Origin of the sequence: Clostridium cuniculi (assembly GCF_004353185.1) — a bacterium.
Lineage (GTDB): Bacteria > Bacillota > Clostridia > Clostridiales > Clostridiaceae > Clostridium > Clostridium cuniculi.
Map to the genome: position 1 here is coordinate 25401 of NZ_SMUS01000025.1, position 17869 is coordinate 43269.

Consider the following 17869-nt stretch of genomic DNA (forward strand, 5'->3'; position numbering starts at 1 on the left):
ATAGAGGATAAATAGTTTATCCTCTATTTTTTATGTATTAATTATTATTTTTGTTCTAAACATATTATTATCATAATCAAAATCTAAATGTCCATTATATTTTTCTACACTTTTTCTAACACTTTCTATCCCTATTCCATGATACTCTTTATTCTTTTTTGATGTAATAAATTTACCATCTATCTTTTTAGGATATTTATAACTAGTATTTTCCACATAAATATATATAATATTATTTTGCATTCTTACTTTTATAAATATCTCTCTTGGAATATTATTCATTTTGCTACATGCCTCTATAGCGTTATCAAGCAAATTTACAAATATAATACATAAATCAAAATCATCAATTGGAATATTTTCATTAATTTTTATATCTATATTTATATCTATTCCTTTTTTAATACACTCTGCTTTTTTATAAGTTAATATAGCATTAATTGGCTTATTTTTAGTAATAACATTATTTTCATATTCATTAATTATATTATTAAGATTAATTAAATACTCTTTAACCTCATCATACATTTTATCATCAATTAATTTCTTTACGTAAATATAATGTTGCTTACTATCATGCCTTAATCTTCTAATACTCTCATCATTATGTATTATACTTTCATAACTTTTTCTTTCATATTTTATTTGTTTATTTAATTTTTCTATACTATTTTGTAAAATATCATTTTTTATTTCTGATTTTTTTCTATATATGTATATAAATAATATAATAATAATTATTATCAATATTAATATATATCTTTGCATATTTAAAATTTTTATTTCAAAACTACTATTTTCTTCATTTATATTTCCTATTTGAGAAGAAATTATATCAAATTGATTCATTATATCTAGTTCATTAAGATCTTCTATATATCGCTTTCTAACAATTCCTAATACTTCTTCACTATCGTTATAACTCATTATAATAGAAAGAATTTTAAGCTTCATTAAAGTATTACTAGTCTCATTATATGCTAGATTAAAATACTCATTCCCCATAACTTTATTACCCATTTCGCAATATAACTTACCTTTTAATATAATTATTCCAACTACATTTACATACATAGCGTCATAATTATTTTTATCCAATTCCTTAATAGCTTCACTAGCATTTTCAAATTCACCAAGTTTTATATATGAGTTAGCCAGTACTAGCTTTGACCAAATATAAATGTCCAGATATAACTTCTCTCCATTATATTTTTCTAATGCTTTTACTGAGTAATATTTAGCTTTCTCGTGATTATTTACATTTAAATAATACTCAGAAAGATTAAAGTATATTGGCATAGTTATTATTGAATTATTTTCATTTACAAATTTTTCAACCTCATAAACATCCTCTTGTGGGTTTACTCCCATAAAAGTCTCACTCAAACTACTTAATGACTGTACTTCTATATTGTCTACTATGTATTTTTCATCTCCTGTTTTTTCATATAGTCTATCTAACAACTTTTTATGCTTATATAATATTACATATAAATCTGAATAATTATTTTCATACTTATAAACTTTACTAATTAAATAATACAATTTATTTAATTCATCATTCATATTTTTTTCTTTTAATATTTCTTCAGCTTCATAAAAATATTTATGACACTTATCGTATTCTCTATTTATAAAAGAATAATAAATAATAAGTAATAAATCTGTCCCTTTATTTTTTTTGCTTATATTCTTATCCTTTATCTCATTCTCTAAATAATTAATTATTTCATCATAATTATCTCCATACTTTTCTTCTAAAAACTTTACATCCAAACTCTGATTATTACTCATTGTAATAATTAATATAGGAAAAAATAAAATCAAGAATATCATACATAAACATATTATCTTTTTCTTCACTCTAAATTTCCCTCCCCTTACCTTAATATAATAGCTATTAAAATTCACTCAAAAGTTTATAATAATTTCTATATTAAATCAATCTAAATAGATAATTTATTTAGATCGATTTAATATATTATCTTTATAAAAATAGCCTAAGCAATTTATTTTTTATGTCATAATCTCTAAATTAATAAGGGTAATATGGATATGGATACGGGTATGGATAAACTGGATAGAATGGTATAATATATGGGAATCTTATTGGCCTTGCACTATTAATATTCCTCATTGGAAACCTTCTTCTATTGAATCGTCTGAATCTTCCAGGCTGCCTATATCCAATATATTGCTGCCTATTCATCTCATTTTCATACTCACTTTCCATTACCTCCTCTGCAACTAATATACTTACACTATCATTAATTACCTCTTCAATAACTCCCTCTAATCTAGCTCCATTGCTAAGTACAATAATAGAATAATAAGATATACATTTCTTACATTCATCGTATAAAGATTCATTATCACGGTAGAATCCAACAACTTCCATTGCCATTTTGTAATCCCTCCTTTTCAGTAATATATTATTCAATTTTAAAATATAGGTGAATTATTATATTTACTTGATTAAAATACTCTTATAATAGACTTCTATTATTCATTTCAAACAACAAAAAATGCATAAATCCTTAATATAGATTTATGCATTTTACCAAGTGATATTAACCTAACTTATATTGTACTTTTTCTTACTTTTTTTAGTGCTTTCTTTGAACCACGTATAATATCATGCTCAATTTTTCTTTCTTTATAACTTATAAAAATCTGATTTAAATCATATCCTTCAGGATATAATTCACTTGCTGTTAATTCTAACTTAACTCTCTTATAATTAACTTTAATAAATTCTTTCTTATAAAAAACAGTTAAATTATTTAATTCATCTAACTCCTTATAAACTATGGCACTTTCATTATTATCTAAAAGAACCACCTTGTCACCGATACAATAATTATACTTTAAATTTACCTCTTCTACTTCTTCCTTCTTTTTAATAACCTTACTACTATTTATTACATCATAATTATACTTCTTAGTTTCTATATACTTTCTAGTTCTTTCAATAATAGAATCAGGAATACCCATTTTCTTAGAAATATAAAGAGCATTACTGTCACCACTTTTACCAATATGAAGCTTATATAAAGGTTCAAGAGTATCCTTTTTGAATTCCATAGCTGCATTTTCAAAATCAGTATGCTCTTGTGAAAAATTCTTAATTTCACCATAATGTGTAGTTGCTATTGTGATGCAACCCTTATGATATAATTCTTCTAAAATAGCTATTGCTAGAGCTGCCCCTTCATTTGGTTCAGTTCCACTTCCTATTTCATCAAATAATAAAAGAGTAGATTTTGAACTTTCTTTTATTATTCTAGCTAAATTCTTAACATGAGATGAGAAAGTACTTAGAGCATTTTCTATACTTTGATTATCTCCAATATCAACAAATATTTTATTAAATACTGAAATCTCTGTTCCTTCTTTAGCTGGTATATGGAATCCTGATTGTACCGCAAGTGTTAATATTCCTACTGTTTTTAAAACTACCGTTTTTCCTCCTGCATTTGGACCTGTTATTATAAGTGTTCTATAATCATCACCTATTTCAAAATTAAGTGGTACTGGATTTTTTATTAATGGATATTTTCCATCAACTATTTTTATATATCCATGCTCATTTAACTCAGGTTTAATTCCATCAATATCATTACTGTATTTTGCTTTAGCCCAAATCATATCATATTCAGCTATTACTTCTATATTAATTTTCACTTCTCTTATTTTTTCATTAATAAGTTCCGTAAGCATACCTAATATTTTATATTCTTCTACACTTTCTTCTGCCTTTAAAATAGCTAACTCTGAAGTATACTTTGAAACTGTACTTGGTTCCATAAACACAGTTGTTCCCTTTGATGATGATTCAATAATAGTTCCTTGTACATAATTTTTATACGAAGCTTTTATTGGAATTGTATATCTTCCATTTCTCTTACTTATAAAGAACTCTTGAATATACTGTTTGTTTTCACTATTTTTTAAGAATCTATCTAATTTTTCTTTTATTTTATTCTCACACTCATCAATACCTCTTCTAATTTTTTTAAGTTCTCTACTAGCATTAGAGTCAACTCTTGAGCCTCTTATACATCTATTTATTTCTTCCTCAATAAAGCTTAAATCTGTTATACTTTCTCCATAACTACTTAATGTTGGTGCATATCCTTCTTTATCTTTAATAAATGATTTTACTTTTCTACATCCTCTTAAAAAGTCAGACATAATTGCTAAATCTTCAGGATCTAAAGATGAGCCTTTTTCAATTTTATCTATATAAGGTAATACATTAAATATTCCAACCAAAGGTATATGATATGAAGCATCAATAAGCCTTCTACCTTCTGAAGTTTCATCTAATCTTCTATTAACAATTTTTAAGTTACTACTTGGTTCTAATTTATCAATAAGTGCTTTTCCTAAACCGCTAACACAATACCCCTTAACTACCTCTTTTAATTCATTATAATTTAATTTTTCTAATGTCATTATATCCATTTTTATTTTCCTTCCTTGTATCAAATCTAAATACAAGTCAACGAAATCATGATAGATTTCATAAACTTAAATATAAAAAAGCTGTGGATACTTCCACAGCTTAAAATTCAACTTTAAATAAAGGTAGACTACTACCCCTGAAGTAAATTCGTGGACTTGTATCAATTAGTTATAATTAATTCCGCAACAAATAAAGGTATAAATATACCATAATTTAGGGAATCAATATAAAATTAACTATTTGATACTAAACACTCACACAAATACCTCTCTTTTTCTGAAATCTATCATTTATATTAATATATTATAATATGTCCTATGGGTTGTCAATCTATTAATTATATATTAAAACATACTTTTAAACTTAATAATTGCTTCTTATATCAAACCTTTACTTTGAAGAAAGTCTTTTGCAACTTTCGAAGGCGATTCTTGTAATTCATCTACCTTATAATTAAGTTCCATCATAACTTCATTTGTAAGAACCTCACCTAATTCCTCTAAAATCCCCTCTATTTCTGGGAACTCCTCTAATTTCTCAGAGCTTATAATAGGCATTGCATAGTAAGGTGGGAAAAATCCCTTATCATCACTTAAGGCTTTTAAGTTAAACTTTTTTAGTAAACCATCAGTTGCAAATGCATCAACAACATCTACTTCTTCATTAACTAAAGCTGTATATCTTGGTGCACCATCTAAAGTTACTACATCTCCAATTTTAAAGTTATATTCCTTTTGTAATCCTGATAATCCATCTTCTCGATTTGCAAATTCAAAAACAACTCCTGCTTTCATAGATCCAGCAACTTTAGCTAAATCGCTTATTGTCTCTAAATTATATTTTTCAGCGGTTTCTTCAGTTACTGCTAAAACCCAAGTATTATTAAAACTCATTTGCTTTAATACTTCGATATCATAAAGTTCTTTAAACTCTTTTTTTACTGTATTATAAACTTCATCTACATCATTAATTGGAGTATGCTTTAGTGTATCACTATAAGCTGTTCCACTATATTCAACATACATATCTATATCACCACTTTGAAGTGCTCCAAAACAAACTTGAGTTCCACCCAAATCTAATTTTCTATTTACTTTTATATCTGTCTTTGCCTCTATTAAATCAGCAACTAAATTTCCTAAAACAGCTTGTTCAGTATAATCTTTAGATCCAATAGTAATTGTACGCTGCTCATTTCCTGTATTTCCAAAAGAAGTTACAACAAAAATAATTACAAGTACCAATGCTGAAATACTCAATATTGCCTTTTGTGTTGTACGTTTTTTCTTTTTAGATTTTATATTACCTTTTTGAAGACTAATAGGCATAACTAGATTTTCTACCAATCCAATTAAGAAATCTACTAATAAAGCTAATAAACATGCTGGAATAGCTCCTGCTAATATTTGATTATTATTTACTGTACGAATACCTGAAAAGACAAGATACCCCAAACCACCAGCCCCTATAAATGCAGCCATAGTCATAAGTCCTACGGCAGTTACTGATGCAATACGTACCCCTGCCATAATCACTGGAAGAGCTAAAGGTATTTGTACTTTAGTTAATACCTGAAATGGCGTAAGCCCAATACCTTTTGCAGCCTCAAGAGTCTGCTCATTAATATTCTGAATTCCAGTATAGGTATTTTTTATAATAGGAAGAAGTGAGTAAAGAACAACTGCAACTATAGCAGGTACTGTTCCTATTCCTAAAAGCGGTATCATAAATCCAAGGAGAGCCATACTGGGTATAGCTTGTATAATATTTGCTATACATAAAATAGGCTTACTAGCTTTAGATGCATATGAAATGAAAATCCCTAGAGGTACTCCAATTAAAATTGCTACTCCAACAGAAATTGCTGTCAGTTTTATATGCTCTATTAATAATGATAATATTTGTGCTTGATTATCAATTACATATTGCAATAAACTCATATAATTTCATCCTCCTCATAATCAAAATATTGTTGACTTAATGTTGTAACTAGACTACTTCTTGTGACTAGACCTACTAAATGTGAATCATCATCAACAACTGGAACAGTAGATATATGCTCTTCTGTAACCACCTTTAAAGCATCTAAGATACATTCATCTATGAGAAGAGTTGAAAAATTTTTATTCATAAACTTTTCTACAGGCTGAGTTTTATCTTCAATTCCCCTAAGCTTACTTGCTTTTACAATACCAATTAGTTTATGATCATTAGGCTCAATTATAAGAAGGCTGTCCACCTTTTTTTGACGCATTTTATCAATACATTTAAAAACAGATAAATTTTTATATGATGTAATTGGCTTATCAATCATTATATCTGAAATTTTTATATATTCTGGAGATGACCATATTCTATTCTTACCTACAAAATTAGAAACAAATTCATCAACTGGATTCCTCAATATATTTTCTGGAGTATCGTATTGTAATACTTCTCCATCTTTCATTATACAAATCATATCTGAAATTTTAATGGCCTCATCCATATCATGTGTAACAAATACAATAGTCTTTTTTAATTTAGATTGTAATTCAACAAGCTCATCCTGCAAATCTGATCTTGTCATTGGATCTAGAGCTGAAAAAGGCTCGTCCATAAGAATGATATCTGGATCATTAGCAAATGCTCTAGCTACACCGACCCGTTGTTGTTGTCCACCACTTAATTCTGTTGGATAACGATCTAAAAATTCTTCGCAATTTAAACCTACCATCTGCATTAATTTTTTAGTGTTTTCAATAATCTTTTCTGAATCAACTTTTTGTAACTTAGGAATAAGCTCTATATTTTCTCTAATAGTCATATGAGGAAATAAGCCAGTCTGCTGTATAACATAACCTATATTTCTTCTTAACATAACTTCATCAATTGATTGTATTTTTTTATTATTAATATAAATAAATCCACTAGAAGGTTTAATTAATCTATTTATCATTTTTAATAAAGTAGTTTTCCCACAACCACTTTCTCCAATAATTGTGACAAGCTTTCCTTTTTCAATTGTTAAATTAATTTCTTTTAGTACTTGTTTTGCTTTGTATCTTTTTGTGACATTTTCAAATCTAATCATTTCATTCCTCCTTTTACCAAGTAACAACCTCATTTTATTACAAAGTTGTTACTTTGTCAAATAATAGAAAAATGCCCAAGACTATTTTTAGCCTTGAGCACTTTAAAACTCTCTTATTATTTTATAGGATATAAAAACTCCTTCACTCTTTGTGAGGAATCATCTTGTGATAGAAAATATATAATATCATTTTCTAATAATATAGCATATGGTCCTGGCGATTTAATTACATTTCCATTTCTACCAATGGCAAGCACAGTAGCTCCTGTATGTTGCCAAAATTGAATTTCTGATACAGTCTTATTTAAATAAGAACATTGTGCAGTTATCTTTACTTCAAATGGCATAAATGGATTCATTGATCTAAAATGTTCTGATGCTGCAATTAAATCAGATAAACATTCATTTAAAGTATCCATTTCTTTCTGCTGACGTGCTATGCTTTTTAGTAAATTTTCTTTTATAGTATCAATAGTTTGGCGCTTACTATATTGCTTAATGAAGTTAACCGCATTTTCATATGATTTAATTATAACTCCACTTCCCTTTTCTGATGTAACAATTTCTAAATCGCATAATATACAAATTGCACGCCTTGCGGTTTCCGAAGAAACCCCATATTGACTGGCTATAGATGAACGTGCATATATCTTTTCACCAACCTTATATTGTCCACTAGAAATCCTCGAAGCAATTTCAATTGCTATTTGTTGATATCGAGGGATTGAAATCTTATTTTTCACTTTTTCTTCCATCATCATTATTTCCCTTTTATATATTCATATATTTTATAAATTCAGTATAATTTATAAAGATAAATAAGACAATATAGCATTAGTGTTTTGTAATATTATCCTAAATTAAGATTCTCTTTTTAATTTTACTTCTCTTAAAGAATTTATAAGCTCTAAATACTCTTTATTAAGTTTCTCCTTTTTATCTTCTTTAGTTTCTATTGATAAAAGAGAAATCACCTCCGATAATTTATTCTCAAGAAGTAATATTTCATCATCTAAATGTTTATTTTCTGAATTCTTTCTAATACTTTTAAAATTCTTAATATATTCAGTATAAGTTCCTGCAAATTCCTTTATCTCTTTATCCTTAATCTCAATTATGTGGTTACATACATTAGATATAAACTCTATATCATGTGATACCAATAATAAAGTTTTATTAGTATTAACTAAAGCATTTTCTAACGCTTCTATAGTTTTTATATCTAAATAATTAGTTGGTTCATCTAATATTAATAAGTTATTGTCAGATAATATTATTTTACATATAGCTACTTTGACTCTTTCTCCTCCCGATAATTCACTTACCATTTTATTTACAGAGTCTTTCTTAAATCCAAACTCACTTAAATTTATTCTTATAAAGCTATCATCCCACTTAGAATCTTCTTTTATATTTTCTAAAATACTCCTTTCATTATTTAAAATATCTTGTTTTTGATCAAAGTATCCTATTTTAACATTACTTGATATATTTATTTCTTTTGAATCATTGCTTAAAATTCGTCTTAGTAAAGTGGTTTTCCCACACCCATTAGCTCCAATTAGTGCAATTTTAGCTCCATTTCTTATATTTAAATTAATTTCATTCACTAAAATTTTATCTTCTACTAGTAACTTTAATTTCTTAATTTCTATTAAATTTTTAGTAGAAATTTCAGTACCTTCATTTATATTAATTATAATCCTTTCTTTCTTCTTAGGTGGTGCCTTAACTTCCATATGCTCTATTCTTTTTTCTATTGATTTTATATTGTTTTCAATATGTTTTTTTCCTCTTTGATCTCCCATTTTAATAGTTTTTGCTTCTGATTTCCCCATTCCTTTAGGGGCCTTTTTTATTCTATCTCTAAGTACTTCTTTTTCATTTATTACACGCTCTAATCTATCTTTTTCATGTATATATTTTTCATATTCTCTTTTTTGTTTCTTATGATTTTCTTCTTTTAAAGTTACATATTTACTATAATTACCCTTATATATTTTTAATCTTCCCTCTTCTATCTCTACAATTTCATTACATACATCATCTAAAAATTTTCTATCATGTGAAACTATTAATAATGCTCCCTTATAATTTTTAAACATATTATCTAAAACTTTAATACTTTCACTATCTAAATTAGAAGTAGGTTCATCTGCTATAATAAGGCTTGTATTTTCTTCTAATGCACTCACTACTCTAATTTTTACTTTTTCTCCTCCAGATAAATAGTCTTCATATTCATCAGGAGCACTAAAAACTTTTTTCACCTTACTATTATTACAAATAGTATATCCCTCATCTATTTGGCTTATATATGAATAACTATCTGTTAAATTTACCAAACCTTCATCAGCTTTTATTTCTCCAAGTAAAATTTTCAATAATGTTGTTTTTCCCGCTCCATTTTCACCTACAACCCCTATCTTATCTTTTTCTTCTATTTCAAATTTATCTATATCTAATATTAATCTATCTCCATAATACTTTTTTAAATTTTTAATTGTTGCAAGTTTCATTTTACACCTCCAATTACTCCTATAAAAAGTTTGTGCAAAATTCTTATTAATAATCTTTAATTTTCTACATTACGAACAAAGTCCAGTAACATTTGTTACTGGACTCTTTATTTAAATATTACTACAAAGCTTATTAAGCATATTAATTAAATTACTAACTTCCTCTTCATTAAAATTATGAGTTATTTTTTCATACCATTTATCATGATATTCATTAATTAACTTAAGAATATCTAATCCTTTATCAGTAAGACATAAATCAAAAAATCTATTATCATTATCCCTTTTTACTTTTATAACATAATTTAAATCTTCAAGCTTTTTTATATTTCTTGTTATAATTGCACCATCTACATTTAATGCCTTTGCTATATCCTTCAAATTGCAGCCTCTATTATTTTCTATTATTATCATACAACGCCACATATTAAGAGTTAATCCATATTCCGATAGATTTGATTCAGAATATCTTATAAAGTCTCTATTTAAATCTGATAGATATTTACCTAATATTTTATATGACAATCATATTCCTCTTTTCTAACATTAATTTATTTTTTCATAAACTATTGGATCAACAAATCCAAAAGTAATTTTACCATTCTTTCTAAAAACTTCACTTACATACATTTTACCATTTTCAATTTTCTCCCTTAAAGTAAATTCAGTTTCTGGTGTAAAATTACTAATACTTTCTCCTTCATACGCATTATTTTTTTCTTTGTAAACCATAGGAGTAAACTTAGAAGAAACTTTAAGTTCTTTATAATCCATGGTTAAGTTTTCATTATCATTTCTAAATTCTTCTTTTGAGATATTACTTGGAATTTCATAAGAAGTTAAAACTATATTATCATCTTCATTAACTGTAAATAAGAATAGGTGCGGAAGAATATTTTTAAATTTTCCTTGTTCATAATAACTTTCTTCAATAACAAAATATCCTGAAAAATCATTTGGCAAATTAATTATCTTATCATTACAAACACCATTTATATGCTTTGCCTTTGGATGTTTTAACTCTCCTGATTCTAACTCATCATTTATTTGCCTATCATTATTAAATGTTCCACATAATTCATTTATAAACTTATCTAATTTATTCATAAAAAACACCTCTTAAATACTTGATACTATCAATTATACTCTAATAATTGATAATGTCAATTATTATAATATACTAAAAAAAAGATGATTCCTATTTAATATTAGAAATCATCTTTTTTAAATATTAATTTATATTTTATTCTCTAAAATTAACTACTCCTAATAACTTATTATCATCTAAAGCCGAAATTACCTCTACTGATATTTCACCATTTTCATAGGTACAAAAACTAAACTTGGCACTTTCCTCAAACCTTACAATACCATTACTCTCATCATATCCTATAAAACTAAGACTACCTGTAGAGAAATAAGGCTTCTCTGCAAAACAACCTTTAAAAGGATGATGAGTATGACCAGCAAAAATTCCAATTATAGAACTTTCTCTTATTATATTTTCAAATCTATCATCATAACTAACAGCTGGTGTAGTAAATTGATCTTTTATAAGATGATGATGAAGCATTAAAATAGTATCTTTTTTAGTGCTACCCTTTAATTGATTTTCTAACCACTCATACTGCTCCTCTGAAATAAATCCATCACTATTTTTATACTGTGAATTATCAAAACTAATTATTCTTAATTCACCTATTTCATTAACAGTATTATAAGGAGCATTACATTCTTTATTAAACCAGCCCTTATAAAAAGCCTCTTTATTATCATGATTTCCTAAAGTAAGTATATATGGAGTATTACCTAATAATTTTTCTAATTCACTTTTTAAAATTACATAATCTTCATAAGTTCCTGATTCCACTAAATCTCCAGTTATAATAACAAAATCTATTTTACTTAAGTCTATTTGTTCTAAAGATTTTCTTATCTGTATTAAAGGACTTGTCATATTATTAAAAATAGAATTATAACCCTTTTCAGCTTTTGGATACTCTCTTAAAAAGTGAATATCTGATAAATGTAAAAACTTCATATTCTACACCTACTTAATCTTCTTTTTCTTATTTCTTTTAGTTTGTATACTAAATAATATAAGTGCAACAATTGTTGCTACATAAGGAATAGAAGCTGTAATTTGTGTTTTTAAAGAAGTATTTTGAAGTACATTTCCTGCTGCTTGTGAGAATCCAAAGAATAAACTTGATAAAAGAACTCCTATTGGATGAGACTTTCCTAAATTATTAGCAGCCATAGCAATATATCCACGTCCTGAAGTCATATTTTGCATAAATAGTGTTACAGTTCCCATAGAAAGAAGAACTCCACCTAATCCACATAATATTCCTGATAAACTTATTGTAAGGAATTGATATTTCTCTACTGGAGTACCAAGACTTCTTGCAGCTTCTTTATTTATACCTATAGCACGTAATCTATATCCTAATACTGTCTTATATAAGAATATATACATTCCTATAGCTAGTATAAATGCTAAATAATCAACAAATGTTAATCCTGAAAAAATAGTCCCTAATACAGGAATATCCTTAATAATAGGTAAATCAATTTTTGGAAGACTTACTAAACTAGGGTCAGTAAATACTCCCTTTGTTTTAAAAATTATATAAAGTAAATATGTTGTAACTCCTCCCATCATAGTATTAGTTGCCATACCAACAACAACAGGAGATGCTTTTAATTTAATTATACAAAATCCTACAATAGCAGATACTATCATTCCACTAATTGCACCTGCAAGAACAGATAAAAATACATTATGAGTGTAATAATTTGCAACAATACTGAAAAATGCGCCTGTTAGCATAGTTCCTTCCATTGCAATATTAAAAATACGTACCTTAGAACATATAGCTGCAGCTAATGTAACTAATAAAATAGGTGTCATCATACGAAGAGTGGAATTAGCTACCACTGCTAAATAATCTACACTTAACTCCATTATTGTACTCCTTTCTTATCTGTTGTATTTTGTTTTTTCTTATACCACTTCACAGCAAATTTTGCAGTAATTAATAAGGTGATAATTCCTTGAATAATCGTTGTTACTTCAGATGGTACTCCCATACTACGTTCGATAGTACTTCCCCCTGTTGTAAGACCAGCTAAGAAAATACTACTTACTAAAATACCAACTGGATGATTGCTTGACATTAATGAAGCTATAATACCAGTCCATGCATATCCTGGAGATGTAATCATATTATCAACATAACGATATCTTGTTCCTAAAACTTCACATGCACCACCAATACCAGCTAATGCACCACTTAACATTAATACATAGTACATCATCTTAGTACTGTTAACACCACCATAATTAGCAAAGTTAGGATTTAATCCACCCATCTTTGCTTTATATCCAAAACTTGTTCTCTTCATTATAAAAAGTACAATTAAGACACAAATAATTGCAATTACAAATCCCCAATGTAATGAATATCCTTCAAACATTTTAGGTAAAATATTATCAGTTAACTTTTGAGTTTGAATTGCTGATGAGTCTAAACCTAATGGGTCTTTTACAACATATGTTGTAAAGTAAGATGCTATGTAATCAGCAACATAGTTCATCATAAGAGTTATAATAAGTAAATCCAACTTAAATCTTTCACTTACATATGCTGAAATAAGTGAATATAAAATCCCTACTAAAGCACCACTAATAATAGATATTATAACAACAAATGCTGGTGGCCCTGGACATATTACAGCTACAACTGATGAAGTAAAGGCACCTAAAACCATCTGCCCTGCAGCACCTAAACTAGAATAACCAGATCCCCAAGCTAATGCACCAGAAAGTCCAGCAAATATAATAGGAATAGAACGTGTTAAGGTTGTAGTTAAATAATAAGTTGAGCCAAATCCACCTTTAAACATTCCTATAATTGCTTCAAAAGGATTAAATCCAGAAAGTGCAATAATTACACCACCTATTAATAATCCAACAACAATAGCTTGTAGAGGATGTTTTAATGGTTCAAATATAGTTGAAAGTTTACTTCTTGTAATACTTCCTGATAACGAGCTTTTACTTTTCATTATTTTTACCTCCTACCATTAAAAGACCTAATGCCTTTTCATCAATACTTCCTCTTTTAAATTCACCAACAATTTCCCCATCATAAATTACATAAATTCTATCACTTAAGTCCATAATCTCACTTAACTCTGAAGATACCAATAATACACTATCTCCTTTATTTCTCTTTGCAACAAGTTGATCATGAATAAACTCTATTGCTCCTATATCAATCCCTCTTGTAGGTTCACAAGCAATAATAAGTGGAGTCTCCATAGACATTTCTCTTGCAACAATAAGTTTTTGTGCATTTCCACCTGAAAGCTCTTTTATTTTTTGTGTATGTGAATCAGCCTTAACTCTAAATTTTGAAATTAACTCTACAGCATGCTTTGTAACTTTATTAATATTTAAAATTCCTTTTTTAGAGAATTCTTCACTATCTTCATATCCCATTAATGCATTCTCAGCAAGTGTTGCCTCCGGTGCACTTCCCCACATATATCTATCCTCTGGAATATGAGCAATACCGGCTTCTCTTATACCCATTACAGTATTATTTGTGATATCCCTTTTATTAATAATTACATTACCACCATCAACCTTCTCTAATCCTGTTATACATCTAATAAGCTCAGATTGACCATTACCAGATACACCTGCAATACCTACTATTTCACCTTTTTTAATATGTAAATTAACATTATTTAATATATTTTTATTATGTTCACCCTTTAAAGTTAAGTTTTTAACCTCTAAAAGCTGTTCTTTAGTTTCCTTTTCAGGAATTACTCTATTAGCTATTTGTCTTCCTACCATTAAATAAGATAACTCTTCTATACTTGTATCTTTCTTTAATTTTTCAGCAACAACTTCTCCAAGTCTCATTACTACTACTCTATCTGCAACTTCCATAACTTCATGAAGCTTATGAGTTATAATTATTAAGCTTTTACCTAATTTAGCTAACTGTTTCATAGTTTTTAAAAGCTCGTCTACTTCTATAGGAGTAAGAACTGCAGAAGGTTCATCAAAAATTATAATATCTGCATTTTGATAAAGAGTTTTTAATATTTCAACACGTTGTTGAAGCCCAACAGGACATTCCTCAACAATAGCATTTGGATCTACATCTAACATATAACGCTTTGAAAGCTCTTCTACCATTTGAATATTCTTTTTATAATCAAAAAATATTCCTTTTTTCATTTCGTTTTTATATACAATATTTTCTGCAACAGTCATTGATTCAAAAAGCATAAAGTGCTGTTGAACCATTCCTATTCCCTGTTTCATTGCATCTGATGGATTATGAAAATTCATCTTCTTACCATCTATAAATATTTCTCCTGAGTCTGGCTTTTCTAATCCATAAAGTATCTTCATTATAGTAGACTTTCCTGCACCATTCTCTCCAACAACAGCTAGTATCTCTCCTTTATTAAGATTAATATTAACCTTGTTGTTAGCTACTACATTACCATAGGTCTTAACAATATTTTTCATTTCTAAAAGCATGTCAAAGTTTCTCCTTTTCTAAATTAATCTGGAATATAATAAGAGGCAAAGCAAAAATTGCCTCTGCCCCTTATATTAAGTACACTAAATATAAATTATACTCTAATTAGTTTGCAGACTCTTCAGGAACTTCTATTACTATTTCGCCTGAAATAATCTTTTCTGCTGCTGCCTTACCAGCTGCTATAACTTCATCAGTTATAATTTCAGTATTTCTATAATTCATTTCTTCTGGAGAAACACCAACAACTCCAAATGCGCCTTCTTTTAATCCAAGAACTTGTGAACCACCATTTAATTCACCAGCTAAGAATTCATCAATTATAGTATTCATAACAGCACCAGTATTCTTTAATAATCCACTAATAATACTTGGGTTTTCAGAAGTTGTTTGGTCAATACTTAATCCAGTTGTGTATATTGGTGTACCCTTTTTGCTTAACTCTTGAGCTGCTTGATATATACCTGAATTTGCACTAGCAGATACTCCACCAAATATAAAGTTTGCTCCTGCTGCTTTTTGTTGTAATGTATATTCATAAGCTAAGTTTGTATCATTATATGAGTTAATATAGTTATACATAAAGTTAGCATTTGGATTAACAGATTTTACACCTTCAGAAAATCCGTATCTATATTTGTAAGTTGCTTGTGTTTGGAATGATGCAATATATCCATATAAGCTTTCATTAGGGAAGGCTGTTCCAACCATTACTCCTAAAACATATGCTCCTTGTGCTTCATCAAATCCAAAGCTTGTTACTTTTTCATTAGATGCAGTTGTATCAATTACAGCATATTTTGTATTTGGAAATTTATCTGCAGCATCACTAAACGGATCAGCAGCTTGCCATCCAATTCCTATAATTAAATCATACCCTTCATTAGATGCAGCAAGAGTATTTTCTTCCCATGCAGCAGTATCTGTACATTCAATAGATGTCATATTGAATCCATAAGTTTCACTTGCTTCTTCTAAAGCTTCGTATGCTTGAAGAATAAATTGTTCTGTTCCAATTGTATCTGAAATTAAAGCTATATTTAATTTTGAATAATCTCCATCAGTACCTTGACTTCCTGCTGATTTATCATTTCCTGAATTAGAACATCCAGCAAAAAGAAATGTTGTCATAATAAGTAGTAAAGAAGTTATTATTTTTTTCATTATTTCATCTCCTATAGTTCATTTGTTAATTTAATTATAATAATTATATACATTAAAAAATATGACATAAGTCATATTTTGACGAAAAAACTGTATATTTTTTTAGTTTTTTATTTTAATATTCGTTTTTTATTAAATAATTCCATTTTATCTAGATAAATTATATAAACTAATTTAATATTTTACTAAATATTAATTGGGTATTTGTAAAATTTTATTTTTACAAATATTGTGTATTTCCTTATTTTTCTTAGCTTTAGAATTTATTGTTATATATTTTGCTGTATGTTAAAATTATGAATATAAATAAACGAACAATATTATTAATTTACTCACTTATTGGGAGGAACTATGATAAATGTTAAAAACCAAGAATTATTAGATAAATATGTTAATAACACCGGTATTTCCAAACTATTTTCACAAGATATTAGTAACTTATTAGAACTTTTTTCTTTAAATAAAGGAGATTTTTTAATTAATGAAGGTGAATGTTCCGATTATCTATATTTTTTAGTAAGTGGAAAACTAAAAGTTTTTTCTCACTCAACTTCAGGTAAAATAATGTCTCTAACTCTTTTTAATTCTTTTGAAATCGTAGGCGAAACCTGTAGTTTATGGAATAAGCCTCCTACAGCCTCAGTTCAAGCTACATCCAAAGCTTATTGTATTGGTATATCAATGAAATATAGGGATCTGCTTTTAAATGATGTGATATTCTTAAGATATATTTGTCAAAACTTAGGTGAAAGACTTAGCTATATGAATAATACTACATGTATCAACCTTTATGAATCATTAGAAAGTAGGCTGGCCTCTTTTATATTAAAAACTGAAAAGGATGGAATTTTCTCTTACAACTTAACAGAGTGTGCCGAACTTTTATGTACAAGCTATAGACATTTATTAAGAATAATTAATTTATTTTGTAGCACAAATAAATTAGTTAAAAACGGTAAATTCTATAAAATTATAGATCGCTCCTATTTAGAGAAAGTTTCATCTAATTCTCTTATTACATAAAATAAAAAATGTATTGATTTTTAATCAATACATTTTTTATTGAATATAATTG

The 17869-nt window shown here is 27.4% G+C and carries 15 protein-coding genes; 1 reads left to right on the plus strand and 14 read right to left on the minus strand.

Annotated features, from left to right (window positions below):
• Positions 1–30: 30 nt before the first annotated feature.
• The 14 genes from EJJ37_RS12870 to EJJ37_RS12935 all read right to left on the minus strand — a co-directional run bounded on the left by EJJ37_RS12870 (position 31) and on the right by EJJ37_RS12935 (position 16794).
• Complete coding sequence (locus EJJ37_RS12870) at positions 31–1863, minus strand: ATP-binding protein (protein ID WP_133015984.1); 1833 nt, start codon at positions 1861–1863, stop codon at positions 31–33.
• 172 nt (positions 1864–2035) lie between these two features.
• Positions 2036–2404, minus strand: a complete 369-nt coding sequence (locus EJJ37_RS12875; RefSeq protein WP_133015985.1) for a hypothetical protein — start codon at positions 2402–2404, stop codon at positions 2036–2038.
• A 176-nt stretch (positions 2405–2580) separates the two neighbouring features.
• Positions 2581–4467, minus strand: coding sequence for an endonuclease MutS2 (locus EJJ37_RS12880; RefSeq protein ID WP_133015986.1), 1887 nt, complete (start codon positions 4465–4467; stop codon positions 2581–2583).
• A gap of 378 nt (positions 4468–4845) precedes the next feature.
• Complete coding sequence (locus EJJ37_RS12885; protein WP_133015987.1) at positions 4846–6408, minus strand: ABC transporter permease/substrate-binding protein; 1563 nt, start codon at positions 6406–6408, stop codon at positions 4846–4848.
• On the minus strand, positions 6405–7541 hold the full coding sequence (locus EJJ37_RS12890; protein WP_133015988.1) for an ABC transporter ATP-binding protein: 1137 nt from the start codon (positions 7539–7541) through the stop codon (positions 6405–6407). The genes EJJ37_RS12885 and EJJ37_RS12890 overlap by 4 nt, the downstream gene beginning before the upstream one ends.
• Before the next feature lie 116 nt (positions 7542–7657).
• The gene (locus tag EJJ37_RS12895; protein ID WP_338032271.1) at positions 7658–8284 is read right to left on the minus strand and encodes a GntR family transcriptional regulator; all 627 of its coding nucleotides are present in this window, start codon (positions 8282–8284) and stop codon (positions 7658–7660) included.
• Positions 8285–8401: 117 nt separating this feature from the next.
• The gene (gene cplR / locus EJJ37_RS12900; RefSeq protein WP_133015989.1) at positions 8402–10060 is read right to left on the minus strand and encodes an ABC-F type ribosomal protection protein CplR; all 1659 of its coding nucleotides are present in this window, start codon (positions 10058–10060) and stop codon (positions 8402–8404) included.
• A 111-nt stretch (positions 10061–10171) separates the two neighbouring features.
• Positions 10172–10585, minus strand: a complete 414-nt coding sequence (locus EJJ37_RS12905; protein WP_133015990.1) for a MarR family winged helix-turn-helix transcriptional regulator — start codon at positions 10583–10585, stop codon at positions 10172–10174.
• Between the two features lie 21 nt (positions 10586–10606).
• Positions 10607–11167, minus strand: coding sequence for a hypothetical protein (locus tag EJJ37_RS12910; protein WP_133015991.1), 561 nt, complete (start codon positions 11165–11167; stop codon positions 10607–10609).
• Positions 11168–11303: 136 nt separating this feature from the next.
• Positions 11304–12101, minus strand: a complete 798-nt coding sequence (locus EJJ37_RS12915; protein WP_133015992.1) for a metallophosphoesterase family protein — start codon at positions 12099–12101, stop codon at positions 11304–11306.
• A gap of 9 nt (positions 12102–12110) precedes the next feature.
• On the minus strand, positions 12111–13028 hold the full coding sequence (locus EJJ37_RS12920) for an ABC transporter permease (protein WP_133015993.1): 918 nt from the start codon (positions 13026–13028) through the stop codon (positions 12111–12113).
• Positions 13028–14131 carry an ABC transporter permease gene (locus tag EJJ37_RS12925; protein ID WP_133015994.1) on the minus strand — a complete coding sequence of 368 codons (1104 nt, stop codon included), beginning with the start codon at positions 14129–14131 and terminating at the stop codon, positions 13028–13030. The genes EJJ37_RS12920 and EJJ37_RS12925 overlap by 1 nt, the downstream gene beginning before the upstream one ends.
• Positions 14121–15629, minus strand: coding sequence for an ABC transporter ATP-binding protein (locus EJJ37_RS12930; RefSeq protein WP_133015995.1), 1509 nt, complete (start codon positions 15627–15629; stop codon positions 14121–14123). Before EJJ37_RS12930 ends, EJJ37_RS12925 begins: the two co-directional genes overlap by 11 nt.
• Before the next feature lie 106 nt (positions 15630–15735).
• Positions 15736–16794 (minus strand): BMP family lipoprotein, encoded by a 1059-nt coding sequence (locus EJJ37_RS12935; RefSeq protein WP_133015996.1) that lies wholly within the window; start codon positions 16792–16794, stop codon positions 15736–15738.
• Between the two features lie 351 nt (positions 16795–17145).
• On the opposite strand from EJJ37_RS12935, the gene EJJ37_RS12940 reads away from it, so the two are divergent.
• Complete coding sequence (locus EJJ37_RS12940; protein WP_133015997.1) at positions 17146–17817, plus strand: cyclic nucleotide-binding domain-containing protein; 672 nt, start codon at positions 17146–17148, stop codon at positions 17815–17817.
• Positions 17818–17869 lie beyond the last annotated feature (52 nt).

Bases quoted from the DNA above. Each gene is read 5' to 3' on its own strand.
- EJJ37_RS12885 (WP_133015987.1), bottom strand. From the start codon at position 6,408: ATGAGTTTATTGCAATATGTAATTGATAATCAAGCACAAATATTATCA.
- cplR (WP_133015989.1), bottom strand. From the start codon at position 10,060: ATGAAACTTGCAACAATTAAAAATTTAAAAAAGTATTATGGAGATAGA.
- EJJ37_RS12935 (WP_133015996.1), bottom strand. From the start codon at position 16,794: ATGAAAAAAATAATAACTTCTTTACTACTTATTATGACAACATTTCTT.
- EJJ37_RS12875 (WP_133015985.1), bottom strand. From the start codon at position 2,404: ATGGCAATGGAAGTTGTTGGATTCTACCGTGATAATGAATCTTTATAC.
- EJJ37_RS12940 (WP_133015997.1), top strand. From the start codon at position 17,146: ATGATAAATGTTAAAAACCAAGAATTATTAGATAAATATGTTAATAAC.
- EJJ37_RS12920 (WP_133015993.1), bottom strand. From the start codon at position 13,028: ATGGAGTTAAGTGTAGATTATTTAGCAGTGGTAGCTAATTCCACTCTT.
- EJJ37_RS12890 (WP_133015988.1), bottom strand. From the start codon at position 7,541: ATGATTAGATTTGAAAATGTCACAAAAAGATACAAAGCAAAACAAGTA.
- EJJ37_RS12915 (WP_133015992.1), bottom strand. From the start codon at position 12,101: ATGAAGTTTTTACATTTATCAGATATTCACTTTTTAAGAGAGTATCCA.
- EJJ37_RS12880 (WP_133015986.1), bottom strand. From the start codon at position 4,467: ATGGATATAATGACATTAGAAAAATTAAATTATAATGAATTAAAAGAG.
- EJJ37_RS12930 (WP_133015995.1), bottom strand. From the start codon at position 15,629: ATGCTTTTAGAAATGAAAAATATTGTTAAGACCTATGGTAATGTAGTA.
- EJJ37_RS12910 (WP_133015991.1), bottom strand. From the start codon at position 11,167: ATGAATAAATTAGATAAGTTTATAAATGAATTATGTGGAACATTTAAT.
- EJJ37_RS12925 (WP_133015994.1), bottom strand. From the start codon at position 14,131: ATGAAAAGTAAAAGCTCGTTATCAGGAAGTATTACAAGAAGTAAACTT.